Source organism: Sinorhizobium fredii USDA 257 (assembly GCF_000265205.3).
Lineage (GTDB): Bacteria > Pseudomonadota > Alphaproteobacteria > Rhizobiales > Rhizobiaceae > Sinorhizobium > Sinorhizobium fredii_B.
This window is the reverse complement of the sequence record NC_018000.1, coordinates 5,118,890-5,141,018: the sequence shown is the minus strand read 5'-3', so window position 1 is coordinate 5,141,018 and position 22,129 is coordinate 5,118,890. Positions and strand designations below refer to the sequence as shown.

Genomic DNA, 22,129 nt, shown 5'->3' with positions numbered 1-22,129 from the left:
CAGGGAACGCGGCGGTAGCCGCCAAAACAAAGGAGACGTGCAATGAACATCAGTTCGATCAAGCGCCGCACACTGCTGGGGGCGGGACTTGCCGGTGCATCGATGCTGGCAATGCCCGCGGTGCTGAGAGCCCAGGACAAGTCGCTCAAGGTCGGCGTTTATGGCGGTTACTTCAAGGACTCCTTCGACAAGAACATCTTCCCGGAGTTCACCAAGGCGACGGGCATTACGGTCGAGTCGATCGCCGAACCGACCGGTGAGGCCTGGCTGGTCCAGCTTGAACAGGCCGCCCGTGCAGGGCAGGCACCGGCAGATGTTTCGATGATGTCGCAGGTCGCGATGCTCAAAGGTCAGGCAACCGAGCTCTGGACGCCGATCGACATGGCGAAGATCAAGGATGCCTCGAACCTCCTCGATCGCTTCGTCAACAAATATCCGGACGGCCGCGTTGCCGGCGTCGGGGCCGTCTCCTGGTACATCACGCTCGTCACCAACACCAATGTCTACAAGGAAGCGCCGACCTCCTGGACGGCCCTCTGGGATCCGGCGAACGCCGATAAGCTCGGCCTGCTGGCGCTGGTTTCGAACTCCTTCCTGCTCGAGGTGACCGCCAAGATTCACATGGGTGGCACCAATGCGCTCGACACCGAGGAAGGCATCCTGAAGGCGTTCGAGAAGCTTGCCGAAGTGAAGCCGAATGTCCGCCTCTGGTACCGCGACGAGGCGCAGTTCGAGCAGGCGCTGAAGTCGGGCGAAATCCCGATGGGCCAGTATTACCACGACGTTACGGGCTTGGCCGCGGCCGACGGTCATCCGGTTCGTTCCACCTTCCCCAAGGAAGGCGGCATCCAGGATTCCGGCTGCTGGGCACTGTCACGCGTCTCGCAGAAGTCGGAGGAGGCGCATATCTTCATCGACTATATGTGCCAGCCTGCCGTCCAGGCGACGCTGTCGCGCAAGGTCGGCACCTCGCCAACGGTCAAGCGCGAGTCGACCGACCTGACGGACAAGGAGTTTGCCGCAGTGTCGTCCGATATCGAGCCGATCGTCCCGCGCTACGACCTCTACCAGACCAAGTCGGATTGGCTGAACCAGAAATGGACGGAACTGATCGTCGGCTGATGATCGCGAGCGTCCGCCCGTTGACCGGGGCGGACTACAGCGCCGTGCGCTGTAGTCCTTTGAACGGCTGCATGGCTCAGTGCATAATCCCTTAAACCGCGTGCGGTTTAGGGATAACCTATGCCGAAACTCGAATGCTGCTGCGACCGTGGCGCTCGGATAGGCGCTGGCATCGCAGCATCTGCGCATGAAGCGCCAAAGCGGGGAACATATGTCGGGACTTGCCCTTCAGAACGTCGTCAAGGAATTCGGGGCCTTCAAGGCCGTCAACGACGTCGATCTAACGGTGCCGCATGGCACGTTCGTCTGCATGCTCGGCCCTTCGGGCTGCGGCAAGACGACCCTCCTGCGGATGATCGCAGGACTCGACCTGCCGACCTCCGGCGCCATCCGGCTCGATGGCGAGGACATCACCCGTGTGCCGACGCACAAGCGCAATCTCGGCATGGTGTTCCAGTCGCTGGCGCTCTTTCCGCATCTGACGGTCGGCGAAAACATCGCCTATCCCTTGCGCATACGCGGCGCGCCGAAGGAGGACCAGAGAAAGCGGGTCGAGGAACTCCTGTCGATGATCCATCTTTCCGGCTTTGCGGACCGCCCGGTCTCCAAATTGTCTGGTGGGCAGCGCCAGCGTGTCGCGATCGCCCGGGCGCTCGCGATCTCGCCGAAGCTCTTCCTGCTCGATGAGCCGCTTTCGGCGCTCGACGCGAAGCTGCGCGAGGCGATGCAGGTGGAGCTTCGGCAATTGCAGCAGAAGCTCGGCATCACGACGATAGTCGTTACCCATGACCAGCGCGAGGCGATGACCATGGCCGACACGGTCGTCGTCATGAGCGGCGGCGAAATCCGCCAGGCGGCCTCGCCGATCGAAATCTATCGCCGGCCGGCCGACAGCTTCGTTGCCGACTTCATCGGCCAGACCAATCTGATCGAAGCGGAATCGGACGCGCGGAACCATGTGACGGTGCTCGGCCAGCCGGTGCCGGGCCTGCAATTGCCGCCCGGGGCGGCCAAGGCGACGATCTCGATTCGGCCGGAGGACGTGCACCTGACCGCACCCGGCGCCGGCGCGTTGACCGGCACGGTTAACTTCGTACGCGACCTTGGCGGCACGATCGAGACCTTTGTCGACGTTGCCGGCCGCCAGATCGTCGCCGTTTCGACGCCGCGAGCCCGGCCGGAGGTGAGGGTCGGCCAAGAGGTCGGGGTGGCGCTGACGCCAGATGTCTGCGTGGTGCTGCGCAAATGAGACGCGAACCGCCCCAGACATTCGCCGACTACTCGCCGCTCCTCTTCCCCGCGGCCATGCTCACCATCTTCTTCGTCGTGCCCTTCGGCACGATGATTGCCGTCAGTTTCTTCCAGCGCCAGCAGGGCGGCTTCTATACGCCGGCCTTCGTCTTCGACAATTACGCGCGCTTCCTTTCGGCCTTCTTCGGCGGCGTGCTCGGATTCTCGCTGATGATGGCGATCGCCGTCGCCATTTGTTGCGTGGTCTTGGCTCTGCCGTTCACCTATCTGCTGACGCGCATGGCACGAAGCGTGCAGATCGTCTGGCTGGTCGCGCTTCTCTCGATCCTCTCGCTTTCCGAGGTCATCATCGGCTTTGCCTGGTCGACGCTCTTCTCGCGCACCGCCGGCATCACCAATATCCTCGTCGCGCTCGGCCTGATGGGCGAGGCGAAGGCACTGACGCCGAGTTTTGCGGCGGTGCTGACCGGCATGGTCTACCAGGCCTTTCCCTATACGGTGCTGGTCTTGTTCCCGGCGCTCGTGCGGCTCGACCCGACGTTGACCGAAGCAGCCCGAACGCTTGGCGCCTCGCCGCTCAAGGCCTTCTTCACCGTCGTCGTGCCCGCGCTCAGGAACACCATCGTCGCGACGCTGATCATGGTCTTCATCTTCGCGCTCGGCTCCTATCTGCTGCCGCAGCTTCTCGGCCGGCCGCAGCACTGGACGCTCTCGGTGCTGATCACCGACCAGGCGATCTACCAGTCGAACATGCCCTTTGCCGCTGCGATGGCCGTGTTCCTCGTGCTGGTGACGCTTGGACTGGTGGCGCTGACGGTGATCGCCGGACGCAGAGGAGAGGCGGCATGACGTCCTTTTTCCGCAAGTTCTACTTCTTCCTGATCGCCCTTTTCCTGGCGCTGCCGCTGATCGTCGTCGCCGGCGTCTCGGTCAATCAGAAGCAGACGCTGGCCTTTCCGCCGCAGGGCTTTTCGACCTCCTGGTACGGCGAAATCTTTGTCAACCCCGAGTGGCGAAACGCGCTCCTTGCCTCGGTGACGCTTGCGGTACTCTCGGCGGCGCTCGCCGTGGCGATTGCGCTGCCGCTCGCCTGGTTCCTGTGGCGACGTGTGGCGCCGTGGGCGAATATCTTCCAGCTCCTTGGCGTCGCGCCCTTCACGCTGCCGCCGGTCATCACGGCGCTTGGGCTCCTGACCTTCTGGGCGACCGCGGGCTTCTACGGCCAGCCCTGGACGGCGGTGGTCAGTCACGCGATCTTCTTCGTGACCTTGCCGCTGGTGACGCTGTCGCTCGGCTTCACCTCGATCGATCGCTCGCTGGTGGAGGCCGCCGCAACGATGGGCGCCGACGAGCGCACCATCTTCCGCACGATCGTGCTGCCGCTGATCCTGCCCTATATCGTCTCCGGCTACGCCTTTGCCTTCGTGCTCTCGCTCAACGAATATATCGTCGCCTATATGACGGTCGGCTTCACGATGGAGACGCTGCCGATCAAGATCTTCAACGCGCTCCGCTATGGGTATACGCCGACCATGGCCTCGGTGACGGTGCTCTTCGTATTGACGGCGGCGGTCATCTTCAGTCTCGTCGCTCGCTTCGGCGACTTGCCGAAGCTGCTCGGCGCCATGGCATCCGATCAAAAATGATGAAGCTCGCGGCACTGCAGATGAAAAGCGTCGGCGGCGATATCGCCGCCAATCTCGCCCGTATCGAGGGAGCGGCCGCGGAGGCCACGGCCAAGGGGGCGACATTGCTGGTGACACCCGAACTCGGGATTACCGGCTACGGCGCGGGCGACGACATCCGTGCGCTGGCGCAACCGGCCGAAGGCTCGATTGTGCAAGCGTTGCGGCGGATCTCCCGCGACGCCGGCATCGCTATTATCGCCGGCTTTGCCGAGCGCGAAGGAGCGGCGGTCTACAACAGCGCCGTCCATCTGGACGGCGACGCCGAGCCGACGGTCTATCGCAAGTCGCATCTCTATGGCGATTACGAACGGTCGCTTTTCACGCCGGAGCAGCCCTCGACGCGGCTCTTCGAGCATCGGGGTGTCCGCTGCGGCATGCTGATCTGCTACGACGTCGAATTCCCGGAAAATGTCCGCCGGCTGGCATCCGCCGGCGCCGATGTCGTGCTGGTGCCGACGGCGCTGCCGGCCGGCTGGTCGGGCACGTTCATAACCGATCACATGATCCAGACGCGCGCCTTCGAGAACCAGGTCTACGTCGCCTATGTCAACCATTGCGGCTCCGACGCAATGTTCTCCTTCGCCGGTCTTTCATGCATTGCGTCGCCCGATGGGCAGGTCATGGCGAAAGCCAATGCCGCCGATGAGACGTTGATTTACGCTGAAATCGATCCGCAGGCCTTTGCCATTTCGCGCGCGGAGAATACCTATCTCAGGGACCTCAAAGGGGTCTGATCCCGGTCGATCACTGTCAGGGAACAATCTGTTTCTGCGTTTCCACTTGTGGAACGCTTGGCTGGAGACCGATATTCAGCTCAACCGAAAGCCCCAGGAGGCATCCATGAGCTTGCAACTGACAGGTATCCACCATCTCACGGCAATCACCGCGAACGCGCCGAAAAACCTGCGCTTCTACACCAAGACGCTGGGGCTTCGGCTCGTCAAGAAGACCGTCAACCAGGACGACACCACCGCCTACCACCTCTTCTACGCCGACGGGAAGGCGACGCCCGGCACGGATCTGACCTTCTTCGATTGGCCGGTCGGACCGGAGGGGCGCGGAACGCACAGCATCTCCCGCACCGGGCTCCGCGTCGGCAATGCCCAAAGCGTGGAATGGTGGAAGCGGCGCTTTGACGAACTGAATGTCGCCTCAGGCGAGATCAGCGAAATCGACGGCCGAACCTCCCTTGATTTCGAAGACGGCGAGGGCCAGCGGTTTCGACTGGTGGACGATGGCGGGCTTGTCCCGTCGCATTCCTGGGAAAGGAGCCCGGTCCCGGCCGAGCACCAGATCAAAGGCCTCGGACCAATCACCATCAGCGTGCCGGATATCACCAACACCGCGCTGGTGCTCACCCAGGTCATGAACATGCGCGAGGCGCGTCACTATCCTTCGCCGGACGGGAATGGCGAGGTGCACGTTTTCTCGATGGGCGAGGGCGGCGCGGCGGCCGAACTCCATGTCGCGGTCCAGCCGGGGCTGCCGATCGCCCGGCAGGGAGCGGGCGCCGTCCACCATGTCGCCTTCCGGGCGCCGGACGTCGACGGGCTGCACCAGTGGACGGAGAGGCTGAAGGCCTTTCATCTGCCGTCGAGCGGCGAAGTGGAGCGCTACTATTTCCGGTCGCTCTATTTCCGCGAGCCGAACGGCATCCTGTTCGAGATCGCCACGGATGGACCCGGCTTTGCTGTCGACGAGCCGCTGGAGTCGCTCGGGGAAAGCCTGTCGCTGCCGCCCTTCCTGGAGCCGAAGCGGGCGCAGATCGAGGCTAGGCTGAAGCCGTTGGAATAGGGTGGCGCGTCCGTTTTTCACGCTTACCACGCGGCAAGCGAAAGCCGGGATGTCTCCGGCTTTCCTTTTATTTCCACCCCTCTAGTTCTTCCATCAACGAGACTACGTGCGGCTGCGCGAGCAGAGGATGGCCTTCTCATGACGAAACTTCTCGGCATATCGGGGAGCCTGCGCAAGGCTTCCTTCAACACCGGACTGCTCAACGCGGCGAAAGCGGTCGCGCCCGCGGGGGTCGAGTTTGAGATCGCGACCCTGCACGGCATTCCGCTCTATGACGGCGACGTGGAGGCCGAAAGCGGCGTGCCCGCGCCGGTAGAGGCGCTGAAACAGCGGATCATCGCTGCGGACGGCGTCGTTCTCTTCACGCCGGAATACAACAATTCCGTGCCCGGCGTTTTCAAGAATGCCATCGACTGGCTGAGCCGCCCGCCCGCCGACATTCGCAAGGTGTTCCGCGGCCGGCCGTTCGCGGTCGCCGGCGCTTCGCCGAGCAAGTTCGGCACGATACTCAGCCAGAACGCCTGGCTCGCCGTGATGCGGACGCTCGGCGCCGAGCTTTGGTCGGGCAAGCGGCTGATGGTGCAGAATGCGGACACGCTCTTCGACAGCCAGGGGCAACTGACCGACGAAGAAACCCGCGAGCGGCTGCGTGGCTTCGTTGAGGCCTTTGCAGATTATGTCGCGACGATGAAATAGAGCGGGGCCGGCGCTCCACTGAATAGCTCCGAAGGGCCAGGCGACGGGCACGAGTTCGGTGATCGCCGCCTGGATCGTGGACGGACGTTAGATCAACAGAAAATCGCTGGCATTGAAACTGCCGAGGTTCCCCAGCAGCGTGATGTTGTCGAGTTCTGCCACCAGCACTGCGCCGCCGGCCGCGCTCGGATTGGAGTCGTAGTAAACCGCAGCGTGGCCGAGTGTCGTGTTATGAAAGACGAACAGGGCACCTGACTCTATGTTGGTATAGCCGTTGATCGTGCTCTGGACTGTCGCTGTGGTGACGCTGGAATCCGTTTTCACCGCGATCTCTGTGTCGGCAACATTGATCGCCGCGTTGTTCCCGGTCTTGAAAATGAAGGCCGTATCGTTGTTACCGACGGAGAACTCGTTGGGCGCAGTCCCGACTTCGAATCCCAACCTATCAACAGACGTCGAGTTCGCGCCGGAATTGAAGTCGGTGACGTGGTTTGTTGCGCTTGCGAAGTTCCGGAAGACAAACGTGTCGCCGCCGGCCCCCCCGGAGAGAATGTTGTACCCGGCGCCGCCATCAAGGATGTCATTGCCGTCATTGCCAACGAATACGTCGTTCCCTTGCGTTCCAGTAAGTGTCAGGTTCGCAGCAAGGGTATCATTGTGGTCCTTTCCATCAATGTACGAATAGTTGTAGCTCAAAGAACCCAGATCGATGTCATTTTTGCCGCTGGTTGATGCCGTGGAGGGTGTTTGAAGCGTGAACTCGGCAGTGGAATAGTTTCCCTGTCCATCGCTGACCGTGTACGACAATGTCACCGATTGGCCAGGATTGCCCGTGCTCACGTTGAACCCGGTGATGACCCCGCCCGCAGTCACTGGTGTGATCGTCCAGCCGCTCGGCAGCGAGGGGAAGCCCGCCCCAGAAATCGAAAGTGCGCCTCCGTCGGTGTCCGCGTCGTTGTTGAGCAACCACGCAGCGGAGAGGAAAACGGACGTCCCTGTTGATATGACGATAACATCGTTCGATGCCGCCGGTGCCACATTGGCCGGCGGATTCACGGTGATGGCCACCGTGTCCGTGTCACTCAGAACACCGTCCGATGTCACCACGGTCAACGTGTCGGCACCGCTGTAATTGGCGTTACTGAGATAGCTCAGCGTAGCAAGCGCGGCATTCACCTGGGCAAGGGTCCCACTGATCGTCACGGTGTTCGTGCCGTTGTTGTTCACGGTGAGACCTCCTCCCGTTCCAACCGTCAGTTTGCCGCTGGATACGGAGAGAGTTGTGGTCACGTTGGCGCTGTCCACATCGGTCACTGCGACACCGGTAATTGCGGTTGCGGTGTTGGAGCCGACTGTCTGGGAGTCTGGTACTGTGTTGACCGGGGCATCGTTGGCACCGGTGATGGTGATGGCGGCGGTCTGCGCCACCGCACCGCCGTGGCCGTCGACGATGTCGTAGCTGTAGGTGATGACCGCGGTTTCGCCGACGCCGAGATAATTGTAGGCGCTCGGGTCGACCGACAGGCCGTCGCCGTCGACGCTGACGCCGGAGGCGTCGCCGCCCGTCAGCGTCAGGCCGGCGACGTGCAGCACGTCACTGGCATCGGCATCGCTCGCCCCCGCCAGCAGATCGACGATGAAGCCCACATCGTCCTCGGCGCGGCTCGCCGCGACCGCGGCCGACACCGCCGGCTGGTCGTTGCTGCAGGTGATGGTGATGGTGGCGGTTTGCGCCACCGCACCGCCATGACCGTCGACGACGTTGTAGCTGTAGGTGATGACGGCGGTCTCGCCGACGGCGAGATAATTGTAGGCGCTCGGGTCGACCGACAGGCCGTCGCCGTCGACGTGACGCCGGAGGCGTCGCCGCCCGTCAGCGTCAGGCCGGCGACGTGCAGCACGTCGCTGGCATCGGCATCGCTCGCCCCCGCCAGCAGATCGACGCTGAAGCCCGCCTCGTCCTCGCCGCGGCTCGCCGCGACCGCCGCCGACACCGTCCGGCTGGTCGTTGCTGCCGGTGATGGTGATGGTGGCGGTTTGCGCCACCGCACCGCCATGGCCGTCGACGATGTTGTAGCTGTAGGTGATGACGGCGGTCTCGCCGACGGCGAGATAATTGTAGGCGCTCGGGTCGACCGACAGGCCGTCGCCGTCGACGGTGACGCCGGAGGCGTCGCCGCCCGTCAGCGTCAGGCCGGCGACGTGCAGCACGTCGCTGGCATCGGCATCGCTCGCCCCCGCCAGCAGATCGACGCTGAAGCCCGCCTCGTCCTCGCCGCGGCTCGCCGCGACCGCGGCCGACACCGCCGGCTGGTCGTTGCTGCCGGTGATGGTGATGGTGGCGGTTTGCGCCACCGCACCGCCATGGCCGTCGACGACGTTGTAGCTGTAGGTGATGACGGCGGTCTCGCCGACGGCGAGATAATTGTAGGCGCTCGGGTCGACCGACAGGCCGTCGCCGTCGACGCTGACGCCGGAAGCGTCGCCGCCCGTCAGCGTCAGGCCGGCGACGTGCAGCACGTCGCTGGCATCGGCATCGCTCGCCCCCGCCAGCAGATCGACGCTGAAGCCCGCCTCGTCCTCGCCGCGGCTCGCCGCGACCGCCGCCGACACCGCCGGCTGGTCGTTGCTGCCGGTGATGGTGATGGTGGCGGTTTGCGCCACCGCACCGCCGTGGCCGTCGATGATGTTGTAGCTGTAGGTGATGACGGCGGTCTCGCCGACGGCGAGATAATTGTAGGCGCTCGGGTCGACCGACAGGCCGTCGCCGTCGACGGTGACGCCGGAGGCATTGCCGCCCGTCAGCGTCAGGCCGGCGACGTGCAGCACATCGCTGGCATCGGCATCGCTCGCCCCCGCCAGCAGATCGACGCTGAAAGCCCGCCTCGTCCTCGCCGCGGCTCGCCGCGACCGCCGCCGACACCGTCGGCTGGTCGTTGCTGCCGGTGATGGTGATGGTGGCGGTCTGCGCCACCGCGCCGCCATGGCCGTCGATGATGTTGTAGCTGTAGGTGATGACCGCGGTCTCGCCGACGGCGAGATAATTGTAGGCGCTCGGGTCGACCGACAGGCCGTCGCCGTCGACGGTGACGCCGGAGGCGTCGCCGCCCGTCAGCGTCAGGCCGGCGACGTGCAGCACATCGCTGGCATCGGCATCGCTCGCCCCCGCCAGCAGATCGACGCTGAAGCCCGCCTCGTCCTCGCCGCGGCTCGCCGCGACCGCCGCCGACACCGCCGGGGCGTCGTTGCTGCCGGTGATGGTCACCACGACGTCTCGACTGACCGTACCGTCGGCCGACCACACCGTCAGCGTCTCTGTTACCACCTGGCCGGCGGTCAGTGCCTGCGTCGCCGCGCACGCGTTGTCGAGCGCGTACGTCCACGCCCCCGTCGTCGCGTCGAAGCTGAAGCGGCCGTAGGTGCCGTCGAGCGCATTCTCTTGAGGCGCCTGGAAATGTTTCTGGCCGGTATCGACATCATAGACGTTCAGTGTGCCGGCGGCAGTCGCCGAACCGGGGTCGCCATTGCTCGTGCCTCCTGCTTCGATTACGGACCCTGCGGACGTGCCGCCGATCGCTGCCGCGTCGTTCTGGCCGACGATGTCCAGCGTCACTTTCGCGTAGCTGAGCGTGCCATTGGATAGCCGGATGGAATAATAGAAAGAGTCCTGAATAGACTCGCCCTCAGTCAGCGAATCCACGCTCCGGGCATTCTCAGGCGAATTGGAACCGTTATCGATCCTGAATTCGATCTTTCCGCTGTAGATTCGGATCCAGTTTCCTTCGGCGGTCTTCTCCCAGCCTGTTGTGATATTGCTCTGCAACAGCTCACTCATAAAATTCGAGCCGCCGTCGTCGATCGACCAGAGAGTCTTCGCCTTGCCGCCGAGATCGTTGGACATCACGTTCAGCGCGATGGTGCAGGTAGCCGCATCGTAGATTCCGGACGCCAGCAGCTGCTCTTCAGTCCATCCATAGGTGTTGCCCTGCGCCTGCGGAGCGTTGTTGAAGGATGTAGTGCTCCCACCACCTGTGGTCTGCGTCGCCATAAGCCCTCTCCATTACTTTGGGTGCCCTGCTCGGGTCGTGTGATTTCAAGTTTGATAGATAGCGGCGGCCTTCCCCTCCACGGTCCGGCCGTCGACCTGATATGCTGCTGTTTCAAGATTTCGCGCGCACGCGCAAAAGGCGTCTGAATTCCGTATTCGCAAACCCAGGTGACTCCCGGAGAATTCCGGGCAAGGGCGTCCAGAGTGGCTGTACCGTCGGGGATTGGAGAAATTCGTCGCGATGCAGATCGCGTTTAGAAAGGGTGTGGAAAACCGGCCAGCCCCGGCCGGCTTCCCCGTGTTCAAAGCCGGCGCGCCCTCATTGGGCGAAACTACTCTACACACGCCTGCTCCTCCCCGGACAGCGTTCAAGCAGCGGTCCGGTAATACTTTGCCAAATTTATTTTTGAGTCCCGTCAACCGCTTCTTAAACGTGTCAGCGGCTTCGGCAATCCCCTATACTTTGTTAACGTCTTAACATTTTTGATAAATTAGAAAACTAAACTTTCTGATTACTACTTTAATGCAAAACGGAGTAAGCCTAGCGTGGTCTCTTATGATCGTCGCATGCTCATCCATTGAGCATTTATCTATACTGGAGAGCTTTCGGCCTGTCGTTAACACTGCATCCAGAAATTTATCGCCGCGTACATTCTTGCTACCAGCGAGCGTGATATGTCCCTCTCACCTTTGCCTCGTTCGGTCCCCGAGCCCGCCATACTCATTCCGCTAATTCGGCGCCGCACGCGGTCGCGACGCTGTTGCGAACGAGGAGTGCGCATCGCCATGCTCAAAGCCCGGTTTCCGTGAGCCACGGCCGAATGACCGCAATGTCTTCCGGGCCGATGCCGTGGCCCGTGTCCAGATCGACCGCCTCGAAATTCGCGCCGCTTTCCTGCAATTCCGCCTTCAACTGCGGCGCATGTTTGCCATAGAGGTCGTCCTTGCCGGTCAGCATCAGGACGTTCGTACCCGCAAGATCGGCCTTCGGCGCATCCTCGAGAGCCGCCATCGCCCGCATCAGCACCGCATTCCTGATGACGCCCGGGTGAAGGAGCATGACGGCCGCCAGCAAATTTGCGCCGTTCGAATAGCCGATGAACACGGTCCTCGCGAGGTCGAGCCCGTAGCCCTCGCGTGCCTCTTCGACGAAGGCGGCGAAGGCTTCCGCTTCCGAGCGGATGTCGCGCTGGTCGAAGCTGGTCATCGACAAGCGGCGAAACCAGCGCGGAAATCCCTCCTCGGTGCTGCGGCCGCGCACGCCCATGAGCGTCGCGCGCGGATCGAGCTGGTGGCCGAAGGGAAGCATGTCGGTCTCGTTGCCGCCGCTGCCGTGCAGCAGCACGAAGGTCCGTTCGTTCATCCGCTCCGGGTGATGGAAGCGGTGGACGAAGGGCAGCTCGCGAAGCGTCAGCCGCGGTTCACCCGGCAGCGCGAATTGCGGCAGCCGCACCACTGTCGCGGCGGGATCGCTGCTGAGATGCGGCGGCAGGAAGAGCTTCGAACCGAGCGCGTCCGGAAGTTCATCGATCGCAAAGCCGGGGCCGTCCGTGGCAAGCTCGTACAGCGAGCCCCCCGGCTCGCGCACATAAAGCGAGAAGAAATACTTCCGGTCATGCGCGTTGGTGGCGCCGGCGTGTTCCTGCTCAAGATCGGCGCGCACGGCAAGAACCGTCGCCTCGTCCAGGGCGCGGAAAGCGATATGATCGATCGTGCCGGTGCCGGGCGCGGCGGCCCAGAAGCCACTCGCGTCGCGCACGTCGACGACATCGCCGGATGACGAGACGAGGCGATGGATCGTATCCGTCGCGGCAGCCTCGCGATAGCCGAAATGACTGCGAAGAAAGTGCGCCGTCTCCTTGGGCTTTTCGGTCAGCACGGTCGCTCCGCGCAAGCGCCGGATCGAGTCCGCTTCCGGAATGTCCCGGCTTGCCCAGGGCGCCGGCTCGGCGAGCGCATCGGTGCCGACCAGCTTGACGATCACCCCATCCGGATCCTTGAGCCGCAGCACGGGTTCGCCGAACTCCTGCGCCGGTCCGGTTATCTGAACGTTGAACTGCAGCGCGCGCGTCAGCCAGAAGCCGATGCTTTCCGCCGGGATGGCGAAGGCGATCTCGCTCGGCTGGCCGGAGCCGACGCGCCCCGGCGAACCATCCTCCCAGATCAGGAAGGAAACGAGCGAGCCGGGCGATCCCGACGCATCCCCATAGAAGAGATGCAATTGATTGGGATCTTCGAAGCCGCCGGTTCGCTTGACGAGGTGCAGGCCGAGGAATCCGACATAGAAGTCGACATTCGCTTGGACCTTGCGGCTGATCAGCGTGATGTGGTGGATGCCGCTGGGCACGGTCTTAGCCTCCTGCCGCCGTCCGTGGCGGTTCATGCTTGAAAGATCGATCAAGTCGGAACGTCGTTCAATCCCGTTTTCCGGCGAGGAAGGCGCGGAAAGCCTCGCCATGCTCCGGGTGCCAGCGCGAAAGGGGAGGGCGGTTCTCGACGATATCGCCGGCGGCCCACAGGATGCGCTTTTCGTCCGTGGGCCTTTCGACCTCATTGTCGGGGCAGAGGATGTAGAAATCGCCACTGGCGAGGCTCTCCAGCATGAAATCGACCGTCTGCTCCGGCGTCCAGGCACCGGCCGGCTTTTCCGTGCGGCCATGCGCGGTCAGCGCCGTGTAGACGAAGCCGGGTATCAAGAGATGCGCATTGACCTTGCAGTTCTCGCTATTGCGCAACTCGTGCTGAAGCGCCTCGGTGAAAACTTTCACGCCGGCTTTCGAGACGTTGTAGGCCGGATCTCCGGGCGGCGTAGTGATACCCTGCTTGGAACCGGTATTGATGATCAGCGCGGGCTCGCCATGCGCGATCATGGCAGGCGCGAAAATGCGCGAGCCGTTGATCACGCCCCAGAGATTGACGCCGATCACCGCTTCCCAGTTCTCCAGTGGCCCGAACGTCGAACTGCCGGGCTGAATGCCGGCATTGTTCATCAGCACATGCACATGGCCGAATCGCTCGCGCGTGGCGCGCGCCAGCGCGACAAGCTCGTCGGCCCGGGAGACGTCCGTCGCGATCGCAGCGACATCGGCGGCCCCGCCCGGAGCAAACTTCGCCACTTTCGCCGCCGCCGCCTGCAGCCGCTCGCCGGCAAGATCGGCAAGCACGACCTTCATGCCGCGATCGGCGAAACGCATTGCTGCGGCAAGTCCGATGCCGGAGGCGGCGCCGGTGACGACGGCGACATTGTTTTTGGCGATGGCGGAATAGGACAACATGGTTCACAATCCTGCTTGCGACGGACGATCGAGGAGACATAGGGCCCGGTGGCGCACAAGTCCATGAGGGATGGGCGCCGATGGTTCTCCGAGGCACGATCCTGTTGTTCGGTCGCTGAGTGAGTGCGTTCCCCCCGCCGCGAGACATTCCATGGCTGTTGAAGGCAAGTTCGGCAAAGGCACACCCTGTCAGGACTGTCCCCTGCGGCCGCTCGACGTGTTCCGTCCGTTCACGCCAGAGGAACTCGCCTTTGTATCGGACTTCAAAATCGGAGAGCAGACCGTCGAAAGCGGCGCGACCATCCTTGCCGAAGGCGAGACAAGCGAGCATCTTTTCACTGTGCTCTCCGGCTGGGGATTTCGCTACAAGATGCTGGACGACGGACGCCGGCAGATACTGAACTATGTGATGCCCGGCGATATCGTCGGGCTGCAGGGTAGCCTCATGGGCGAGATGCAGCACTCGATCGAAGCGCTCTCGCCGGTTACCCTGTGCGTCTTCAAGCGAAGCAGGCTTGGTCAGCTCTACGGGCGCCATCCCGAACTTGCCTTTGACCTGACCTGGATTGCCGCCCGCGAGGAGCGCATATTGGACGAAAACCTCTTGAGCATCGGCCGGCGCTCGGCGCTCGAACGGGCGGCCTATCTCCTCGCCTTTCTCTATCAGAGGGCGGAGGTGCTGGAACTGTTCCGTGGCGGCCGCGTCGCCATTCCAATCACCCAGCAACATCTTGCCGACACGCTCGGCCTGTCGATCGTCCACACCAACAAGACACTGAGGAAGCTGGCCGCGCTCAAGCTCATTCGCTGGGCCGAAGGAGGGTGCAATGTCCTCGACATCGGCGGCTTGTTGGCGCTGGCCGGATGGGAGGGGTTCAAGGAAACGAAAAGGCCGCTGATTTGATTTCCGGAACTGGCTGTTTCAAAGGAGCGAGACATGTCTTTCTTAAATGCCATACTTCTCCGTCTGGCCTAGGGTGCGCAATGTGGTCGGGTCGCGGAAGAACGAGGGGACCGAGGATGCAAATAGATGATGAATCAGATTTCGCCGACCATCAGATCGGTGCTCGTTGTCGAGGACAACTTTCTCATCGCCATGGATATGGAGGAAATCCTCGGGGCGCTCGGCGTCACGAGCGTGCACATCGCCACCACAACTGAGAAGGCGATGGAAATTGTCGGCGCTCATCCGATCGACTTCGCCATTCTCGATATCAATCTCGGCGACGAGACGAGCTTCGCCGTTGCCGAATCGCTGATCGCACGGGGCATCAATTTCGGGTTCACCAGCGGCTACGGCGATTTGCTGGCCCTGCCCGGTCATCTCCGCGATATTCCGCGGATCGAAAAGCCTTTCAGCGAAGGCAGTCTCAGCAGTCTCATCGCGGCGGCTTTCCGTCCGGGAAATCCTTGAAGTCGAGCGGCGATTCACGCCGTGCCGCGCGAGATGAACCAGGGATTGGCGAAGTCGCTGTCGTTTGGCTGGTTGCGCTTGCCATAGGCAAGCGGCCCGCCGTCGATCGCCAGCGTTTCCCCACCCGCCGCCCGCAGGATCGCATCGCCGGCGGCGGTATCCCATTCCATCGTGCGACTGAAGCGCGGATAGATGTCGGCGTAGCCCTCGGCGAGCAGGCAGAACTTCAGCGACGAGCCGACGGCCTCATGGTCGGTGATGCGGTGTTCAGCGAGATAGACGAGCGTTTCGGCGCTGTTGTGCCAGCGGCTCGTCAGAGCGAGTGGCCGATCGCCGCATTTGCGGCAGCCGATAGGCTGCCATGAGCCACATATCCGGTTGTCTTCTACTGTTGCCTTGAAGGCCACTCCGCCGCTTGTCGCATAGATCACTCCGAGTGCCGGCGCATGGACGACGCCTGCGACCGGAGCGCCGTTTTCGATAAGCGCAATGTTGACCGTGAAGTGGCTGTTACGCTCGACGAATTCCTTGGTGCCGTCGAGAGGATCGACGAGGAAGAATGGCTTGCCGGCGATGTGCGGGGCATGCCCGGCGGCAACGGCTTCCTCGGCGATGACCGGTATGTCGGGAAAGGCGGTGGCCAGATCGTCAAGGATGATGCGCTCGGCACGATGATCCGCGTCGGTGACCGGCGAGGTGTCCGCCTTGTAGGTCACGGCTGGGCCGGTATTGTAGATTTCCATGATCGCCCGCCCGGCCGCAAGCGCCGATCTTTCTAATACTTCCAACATCGTCCCTGTTCTCTGAGCTGTCGCGGCGTCGATTCGGACGTATAGCCGTAGATCCTAGATCACGATGATTTCGGGCCAAATCAACTGGATACTAGTACCAGGAGAGTCATATTTTTTTCTCATAGGTTGATGACGCAGACGCCGCGCTTTTCTGATTTCCGCGCCGAAAATTGATCATTTTTGGTGCGAAGGCTGCAAAATTTTTGATTTTCTTGGCACGAAAAGCGTCAAATCGATTTTATCTCGGAAGAATCTGCGGGTCGCGCGATTTTTTGACTTTCATTTTCGTTTGAAAGAGGTATGAAATCGGCTCAGAGTACGCTTGTGAACGAAAACTAATAAAAAGAGATCGGACCATCAGGATCCGGTCCAGGGGAAGATTGATGGAGTATTTCATCCAGCAGCTCGTCAATGGGCTGACGCTTGGGTCTATTTATGGTATGATCGCGATCGGTTATACCATGGTCTACGGCATCATCGGCATGATCAACTTCGCCCACGGCGATATATTCATGCTAGGCGGCTTTGCCGCATTGATTGTCTTCTTGCTTCTCACAACATTCATGGCAGGCATACCAGTTGTACTGGCGCTTTTGCTTATGATGATCGTCGGCATGTTGACGGCGGCACTTTGGAACTGGACCATCGAGCGGGTGGCTTACCGTCCGCTGCGTGGCTCCTTCCGTCTGGCGCCACTGATTACTGCGATCGGCATGTCGATCGTCCTGTCGAACTTCATCCAGGTGACGCAGGGTCCGCGCAACAAGCCGATCCCGCCGCTCGTCTCGTCGGTCTACGAGCTGTTCGGGATCACAGTCTCCCTGAAGCAGATCGTCATCGTCGTCATTACTGCGATCCTGCTTTCGGTTTTCTGGTACATCGTCAACCGGACGCCGCTCGGCCGGGCACAACGCGCCACCGAACAGGACAGCAAGATGGCGGCGCTGCTCGGCGTCGACGTCGACCGGACCATCTCGGTGACCTTCATCATGGGTGCGGCGCTCGCTGCCGTCGCCGGGACCATGTATCTCATGTATTACGGCGTTGTCGTCTTCACCGACGGTTTCGCTCCGGGGGTCAAGGCGTTTACGGCCGCCGTTCTCGGAGGCATCGGCTCGCTGCCGGGCGCCGTTCTCGGCGGACTGCTGATCGGCCTCATCGAGTCGCTGTGGTCGGCCTATTTCACAATCGACTACAAGGATGTCGCGACCTTCTCCATTCTCGCGATCGTCCTGATCTTCAAGCCGTCGGGTATTCTCGGACGACCGGAAGTCGAGAAGGTATAGTTCCATGGCAAATGTTGCATCTACGACTGCAAGCGCCGGCAGTGAGCTGACGGCGCGGGCCCTGCGCGAGGCTGTCTTCTCGGGGCTCATCACGCTTGGGCTGTTCGTGCTGTTCGTCGGTCTCAAGACCGATCAGAACATCCGCAACGAGCTAATCCTCAACCAGCGCTGGGGCCTGCTGGCGATCTTCGTGATCACCGCCATGGTCGGCCGCTTCCTCATGGTTGCCTACGTGCAGCCATGGCTCGCTCAACGCAAGGCGGTCAAGGCCGCTGCTCCAGAGGTGGCGAAGGAGGAGAGCTTCTTCAGCCGCAACTTCTCGAAGATCGCGATCCTCGCGCTTGTGCTCTATCCGCCAGTCATCGTCGCGCTTTTTGGCATCCAGGGTTCGCTCAAATGGGTCGACAATTTCGGCGTACAGATCCTGATCTATGTGATGCTCGCCTGGGGTCTCAACATCGTGGTGGGCCTCGCCGGTCTGCTCGACCTCGGCTATGTGGCCTTCTATGCGGTCGGTGCCTATTCCTATGCGCTGCTCTCCAGCTATTTAGGCCTGTCCTTCTGGGTGCTGCTGCCGGTCGCGGGCCTTCTCGCCGCCTGCTGGGGCGTGGTCCTCGGCTTCCCGGTACTACGATTGCGTGGCGACTATCTGGCGATCGTGACGCTCGCTTTCGGTGAGATCATCCGCCTCGTGCTGATCAACTGGACCGAGGTTACCAAGGGCACGTTCGGCGTGTCGGGCATCGCCAAGGCGACACTGTTCGGCATCAAGTTCGATGCCTCGAAGGACGGCTTCGCGGCGCTGATGGGGCTTCCGATCTCTTCGGCCTACTACAAGATCTTCCTCTTCTACCTGATCCTTGGCCTGGCGCTGTTGACGGCCTTCGTCACCATCCGGCTGCGCCGCATGCCAGTCGGTCGGGCCTGGGAAGCGCTTCGCGAGGACGAGATCGCCTGCCGTTCGCTCGGCATCAACACGACGACCACGAAGCTGACTGCATTTGCCACGGGCGCCATGTTCGGCGGGTTTGCAGGCTCGTTCTTCGCGGTGCGCCAGGGCTTCGTATCTCCGGAATCCTTCGTCTTCCTCGAGTCGGCCGTCATCCTTGCCATCGTCGTGCTCGGCGGCATGGGGTCTTTGACCGGTATCTTCGTCGCTGCGGTCGTGATGATTGGCGGTACGGAGATCCTACGCGAACTCACCTTCCTGAAGATGATCTTCGGGCCCAACTTCACGCCTGAACTCTATCGCATGCTGATCTTCGGGCTTGCCATGGTGGTGGTCATGGTCTGGAAGCCGCGTGGCTTCGTCGGATCGCGCGAACCGACCGCCTTCCTGCGCGAACGCAGGGCGGTCTCCGGCAGCTTCACCAAGGAAGGGCATGGCTGATGACCTTCGAGACGAGCACAATGACAAAAGACCCCATTCTCAAGGTTGAGCGCCTGTCGATGCGCTTCGGCGGTCTCATGGCCATCAACGACTTCTCCTTCGAGGCGGAGCGCGGCGAGATCACCGCGCTGATCGGCCCGAACGGGGCGGGCAAGACGACGGTGTTCAACTGCATCACCGGGTTCTACAAGCCGACGATGGGCATGATCACCATGCGGCAGAAGTCCGGCGATGAGTTCCTGCTGGAGCGTCTACCCGATTTCGAAATCACCAAGCGCGCCAAGGTGGCGCGCACGTTCCAGAACATCCGGATGTTCTCGGGCCTGACGGTCCTGGAAAATCTGCTGGTGGCGCAGCATAACAAGTTGATGCTGGCTTCCGGCTACACCATCCTCGGCCTGCTCGGCTTCCCGGCCTACCGCCAGGCTTCCAAGGACTCGATCGAGCTCGCCCGCCACTGGCTCGAGATGGCGTCGCTCATCGATCGTGCCGACGATCCGGCTGGCGACCTGCCGTATGGTGCCCAGCGGCGGCTCGAAATCGCTCGCGCCATGTGCACCGGACCGGAGCTGCTTTGCCTCGACGAACCGGCAGCGGGCCTCAATCCGCGCGAATCGGCCGCTCTCAACAACCTGCTGCAGACCATTCGCCGCGACACCGGCACATCCATCCTGTTGATCGAGCACGACATGTCCGTGGTCATGGAAATCTCCGACCACGTGGTGGTGCTCGAATACGGACAAAAGATTTCCGACGGCAATCCGGATTTCGTGAAGAATGATCCGAGGGTCATCGCGGCCTATCTGGGCGTCGAGGACGAAGAGGTTGAAGAGGTGATCGAACAGATCGAAGAAATCGAAAGCGAGCGGGGAGGCACCCAGCCATGACTGCTCCGCTGCTGAATGTAAGAAGCGTCGAGACCTATTATGGAAATATCCGGGCGCTGAACGGCGTCGATGTCGAAGTCCATCGTGGGGAAATCGTTGCGCTGATCGGCGCCAACGGCGCCGGCAAGTCCACGCTGATGATGACGATCTGCGGCAAGCCGCAGGCGCGCACGGGTTCGGTCTTCTTCGAAGGGCAGGACATCACGCGCATGCCGACGCACGAGATTGCCCGTCTCAGGATCGCCCAGTCGCCGGAAGGCCGCCGCATCTTCCCGCGCATGACCGTGCTTGAAAACCTCCAGATGGGCGCGAGCCTCGACAATCTGAAGCATTTCAAGGACGACGTGGAAAAGGTCTTCACGCTCTTCCCGCGGCTCAAGGAGCGGCAGGCTCAGCGCGGCGGGACGCTCTCCGGCGGTGAACAGCAGATGCTGTCGATCGGCCGGGCGCTGATGGCCCGACCGAAGCTCCTGCTGCTCGACGAGCCGTCGCTCGGCCTCGCGCCGCTGATCGTCAAGGGCATTTTCGAGGCGATCAAGAAGCTCAACAAGCAGGAGGGCCTCACCGTGTTCCTGGTCGAGCAGAACGCCTTCGGGGCGCTCAAGCTTTCCGACCGCGGCTACGTCCTCGTCAACGGCCGAGTGACGATGAGCGGAACGGGCAAGGAGCTGCTCGCTAATCCGGAGGTCCGCGCGGCCTATCTCGAAGGCGGCCGGCATTGATGCACGCTGGAGTTAAGTGACATGCAAGGAATTCTCTACGAAGAGGCCTCCATCTGGCAGTTTCTGTTCATCACCTGCGTCCTCGGCGGCTGGACTGCATGGCGGACCGGCAAGAGCGTCGCGGAAAGCTGGGGAGAGGTTCCACGGCTGCTCGTCTACGTGGCCCTTCTGGGGCTTGCTATCCGCTTCGTGCACCATGCGCTTTTCGGCGGCACGATGTTCAGCCCGCAGTACTATATCGTAGACACGCTCGTGCTTTTGTTGTTTGCTACCGCCGGTTACCGGTACTACCGGACCAAGCAGATGTCGAACATGTACTACTGGCTCTACGAGAAGACCTCACCTTTCTCCTGGAAGGCCAAATAAGGGAACAGCGCGTGCCGGTCGGGTGCGGCCGGTGCGAAGGAACACCGGCGCGATTATGGTGGGCATTGCGCAGGCTTATGAAACGAGACCCGCTCGAATATTTGGGAGTAACAAAATGAAAAAGTCTCTTCTGTCGGCTGTGGCGCTGACGGCAATGGTCGCCTTCAGCGGCACCGCATGGGCCGATCTCCTGATCGGCGTCGCTGGTCCGCTGACCGGCCCGAACGCCGCATTCGGCGCGCAGCTCCAGAAAGGTGCGGAGCAGGCAGCCGCCGACATCAACGCTGCAGGCGGCATCAACGGGGAACAGATCAAGCTTGTGCTCGGCGACGATGTTTCGGACCCGAAGCAGGGCATTTCGGTCGCCAACAAGTTCGTTGCCGACGGCGTGAAGTTCGTGGTCGGCCACTTCAACTCGGGCGTTTCGATCCCCGCATCGGAAGTCTATGCCGAGAACGGCATCCTTGAAATCACTCCGTCTGCGACCAACCCGCAGTTCACCGAACGCGGCATGTGGAACACGTTCCGCACCTGCGGCCGTGATGACCAGCAGGGTGCAGTTGCCGGCGCTTACCTCGCGGCCAACTTCAAGGACGCCAAGATCGCCGTCATTCACGACAAGACTCCTTATGGTCAGGGCCTTGCCGACGAAACCAAGAAGTCGATGAACGAAGCCGGCCTCACCGAGGCTCTCTACGAAGGTATCAACATCGGCGACAAGGACTTCTCGGCTCTCATCGCCAAGATGAAGGAAGGCGGCGTCTCGGTCGTCTATTACGGCGGCCTGCACACGGAAGCCGGCCTCATCATGCGTCAGATGAAGGACCAGGGCCTGAAGGCAACGTTCATGTCGGGCGACGGCATTGTTTCGAACGAGTTGGCTTCGATCGCCGGTGACGCCGTCGATGGGACGCTGATGACCTTCGCTCCGGATCCGCGCAAGAACCCGGCCTCCAAGGAACTCGTCGAGAAGTTCCGCGCTGCCGGCTTCGAACCGGAAGCTTACACGCTCTATTCCTATGCCGCCATGCAGGTGATCGCCGATGCTGCCAAGGCCGCCGGAGGCAACGATCCGCAGGCCGTTGCCGAAGCGATCAAGGCCAAGGGTCCGTTCAAGACCGCAATCGGCGAACTCGGCTATGACGAAAAGGGCGACATCACCCGCCCGGACTACGTCATGTATACCTGGAAGAAGGGTGAAGACGGCAAGTTCAGCTACTTCCAGAACGAATAGTTTCGTTCCGACGCTTAACAGCGAGCGAGGCCCGGCGTGCAAGCGCCGGGCCTTTGCTTTTCGCAAAGGCCCGAACCGCTGTCGGCGAGACATTGCGAGGAGCTTGTGAACGCCGCGGCCGGGTCCGCCGCGGGTGCGATCGGCGTGGAAGAATTCCGATAGGCG

The 22,129-nt window shown here is 62.1% G+C and carries 19 protein-coding genes and 1 pseudogene; 15 read left to right on the top strand and 5 right to left on the bottom strand.

Annotation, left to right across the window (positions count from 1 at the left end):
• The first annotated feature begins 42 nt into the window (after positions 1-42).
• From USDA257_RS24130 to USDA257_RS24100, 7 genes are all read left to right on the top strand, one after another.
• The gene (locus tag USDA257_RS24130) at positions 43-1,122 is read left to right on the top strand and encodes an ABC transporter substrate-binding protein (RefSeq protein WP_014765616.1); all 1,080 of its coding nucleotides are present in this window, start codon (positions 43-45) and stop codon (positions 1,120-1,122) included.
• Between the two features lie 211 nt (positions 1,123-1,333).
• Complete coding sequence (locus USDA257_RS24125; protein ID WP_014765615.1) at positions 1,334-2,371, top strand: ABC transporter ATP-binding protein; 1,038 nt, start codon at positions 1,334-1,336, stop codon at positions 2,369-2,371.
• Positions 2,368-3,222: an ABC transporter permease gene (locus USDA257_RS24120; protein ID WP_014765614.1), complete on the top strand. Its 855-nt coding sequence runs from the start codon at positions 2,368-2,370 to the stop codon at positions 3,220-3,222. The genes USDA257_RS24125 and USDA257_RS24120 overlap by 4 nt, the downstream gene beginning before the upstream one ends.
• The gene (locus USDA257_RS24115) at positions 3,219-4,019 is read left to right on the top strand and encodes an ABC transporter permease (protein WP_014765613.1); all 801 of its coding nucleotides are present in this window, start codon (positions 3,219-3,221) and stop codon (positions 4,017-4,019) included. Before USDA257_RS24120 ends, USDA257_RS24115 begins: the two co-directional genes overlap by 4 nt.
• Positions 4,016-4,795 (top strand): carbon-nitrogen hydrolase family protein, encoded by a 780-nt coding sequence (locus USDA257_RS24110; protein ID WP_041414605.1) that lies wholly within the window; start codon positions 4,016-4,018, stop codon positions 4,793-4,795. The genes USDA257_RS24115 and USDA257_RS24110 overlap by 4 nt, the downstream gene beginning before the upstream one ends.
• A 106-nt stretch (positions 4,796-4,901) precedes the next feature.
• Positions 4,902-5,855, top strand: a complete 954-nt coding sequence (locus tag USDA257_RS24105; protein ID WP_014765611.1) for a ring-cleaving dioxygenase — start codon at positions 4,902-4,904, stop codon at positions 5,853-5,855.
• Between the two features lie 138 nt (positions 5,856-5,993).
• On the top strand, positions 5,994-6,551 hold the full coding sequence (locus USDA257_RS24100) for an NADPH-dependent FMN reductase (RefSeq protein WP_014765610.1): 558 nt from the start codon (positions 5,994-5,996) through the stop codon (positions 6,549-6,551).
• 87 nt (positions 6,552-6,638) lie between these two features.
• Here the strand turns inward: USDA257_RS24100 and USDA257_RS33095 are convergent, their stop codons facing one another.
• The 4 genes and pseudogenes from USDA257_RS33095 to USDA257_RS24080 form a co-directional block, all read right to left on the bottom strand.
• Complete coding sequence (locus tag USDA257_RS33095) at positions 6,639-9,380, bottom strand: beta strand repeat-containing protein (RefSeq protein WP_048657433.1); 2,742 nt, start codon at positions 9,378-9,380, stop codon at positions 6,639-6,641.
• Between the two features lie 115 nt (positions 9,381-9,495).
• Positions 9,496-10,386, bottom strand: a pseudogene (locus USDA257_RS38860) (VCBS domain-containing protein); the annotation flags it as partial.
• Between the two features lie 1,003 nt (positions 10,387-11,389).
• On the bottom strand, positions 11,390-12,946 hold the full coding sequence (locus USDA257_RS24085; RefSeq protein ID WP_041415585.1) for a VOC family protein: 1,557 nt from the start codon (positions 12,944-12,946) through the stop codon (positions 11,390-11,392).
• 67 nt (positions 12,947-13,013) lie between these two features.
• Positions 13,014-13,874, bottom strand: coding sequence for an SDR family NAD(P)-dependent oxidoreductase (locus USDA257_RS24080; RefSeq protein ID WP_014765607.1), 861 nt, complete (start codon positions 13,872-13,874; stop codon positions 13,014-13,016).
• A gap of 151 nt (positions 13,875-14,025) precedes the next feature.
• Here USDA257_RS24080 and USDA257_RS24075 point away from each other — a divergent pair, with 151 nt between their 5' ends.
• Both USDA257_RS24075 and USDA257_RS24070 read left to right on the top strand, forming a co-directional pair.
• Positions 14,026-14,778: a Crp/Fnr family transcriptional regulator gene (locus tag USDA257_RS24075; RefSeq protein ID WP_041414602.1), complete on the top strand. Its 753-nt coding sequence runs from the start codon at positions 14,026-14,028 to the stop codon at positions 14,776-14,778.
• Between the two features lie 126 nt (positions 14,779-14,904).
• Positions 14,905-15,288, top strand: a complete 384-nt coding sequence (locus tag USDA257_RS24070) for a response regulator (RefSeq protein WP_014765605.1) — start codon at positions 14,905-14,907, stop codon at positions 15,286-15,288.
• Positions 15,289-15,302: 14 nt separating this feature from the next.
• Here USDA257_RS24070 and cysQ read toward each other — a convergent pair whose 3' ends face one another.
• Complete coding sequence (gene cysQ / locus USDA257_RS24065) at positions 15,303-16,079, bottom strand: 3'(2'),5'-bisphosphate nucleotidase CysQ (protein ID WP_041414601.1); 777 nt, start codon at positions 16,077-16,079, stop codon at positions 15,303-15,305.
• A 383-nt stretch (positions 16,080-16,462) separates the two neighbouring features.
• Here cysQ and USDA257_RS24060 point away from each other — a divergent pair, with 383 nt between their 5' ends.
• The 6 genes from USDA257_RS24060 to USDA257_RS24035 all read left to right on the top strand — a co-directional run bounded on the left by USDA257_RS24060 (position 16,463) and on the right by USDA257_RS24035 (position 21,964).
• A complete protein-coding gene (locus USDA257_RS24060; protein ID WP_014765603.1) occupies positions 16,463-17,365 on the top strand; it encodes a branched-chain amino acid ABC transporter permease in 903 nt (300 codons plus the stop codon).
• 4 nt (positions 17,366-17,369) lie between these two features.
• On the top strand, positions 17,370-18,755 hold the full coding sequence (livM, locus tag USDA257_RS24055; RefSeq protein WP_014765602.1) for a high-affinity branched-chain amino acid ABC transporter permease LivM: 1,386 nt from the start codon (positions 17,370-17,372) through the stop codon (positions 18,753-18,755).
• Positions 18,755-19,642 carry an ABC transporter ATP-binding protein gene (locus USDA257_RS24050; RefSeq protein ID WP_014765601.1) on the top strand — a complete coding sequence of 296 codons (888 nt, stop codon included), beginning with the start codon at positions 18,755-18,757 and terminating at the stop codon, positions 19,640-19,642. The genes livM and USDA257_RS24050 overlap by 1 nt, the downstream gene beginning before the upstream one ends.
• Positions 19,639-20,364 (top strand): ABC transporter ATP-binding protein, encoded by a 726-nt coding sequence (locus USDA257_RS24045; RefSeq protein ID WP_014765600.1) that lies wholly within the window; start codon positions 19,639-19,641, stop codon positions 20,362-20,364. Before USDA257_RS24050 ends, USDA257_RS24045 begins: the two co-directional genes overlap by 4 nt.
• Positions 20,365-20,385: 21 nt before the next feature.
• Entirely contained in the window at positions 20,386-20,730 is a 345-nt protein-coding gene (locus tag USDA257_RS24040) for a DUF6867 family protein (protein ID WP_014765599.1), read from the top strand.
• A gap of 115 nt (positions 20,731-20,845) precedes the next feature.
• Positions 20,846-21,964, top strand: coding sequence for a branched-chain amino acid ABC transporter substrate-binding protein (locus USDA257_RS24035; protein WP_014765598.1), 1,119 nt, complete (start codon positions 20,846-20,848; stop codon positions 21,962-21,964).
• Positions 21,965-22,129: the final 165 nt, after the last annotated feature.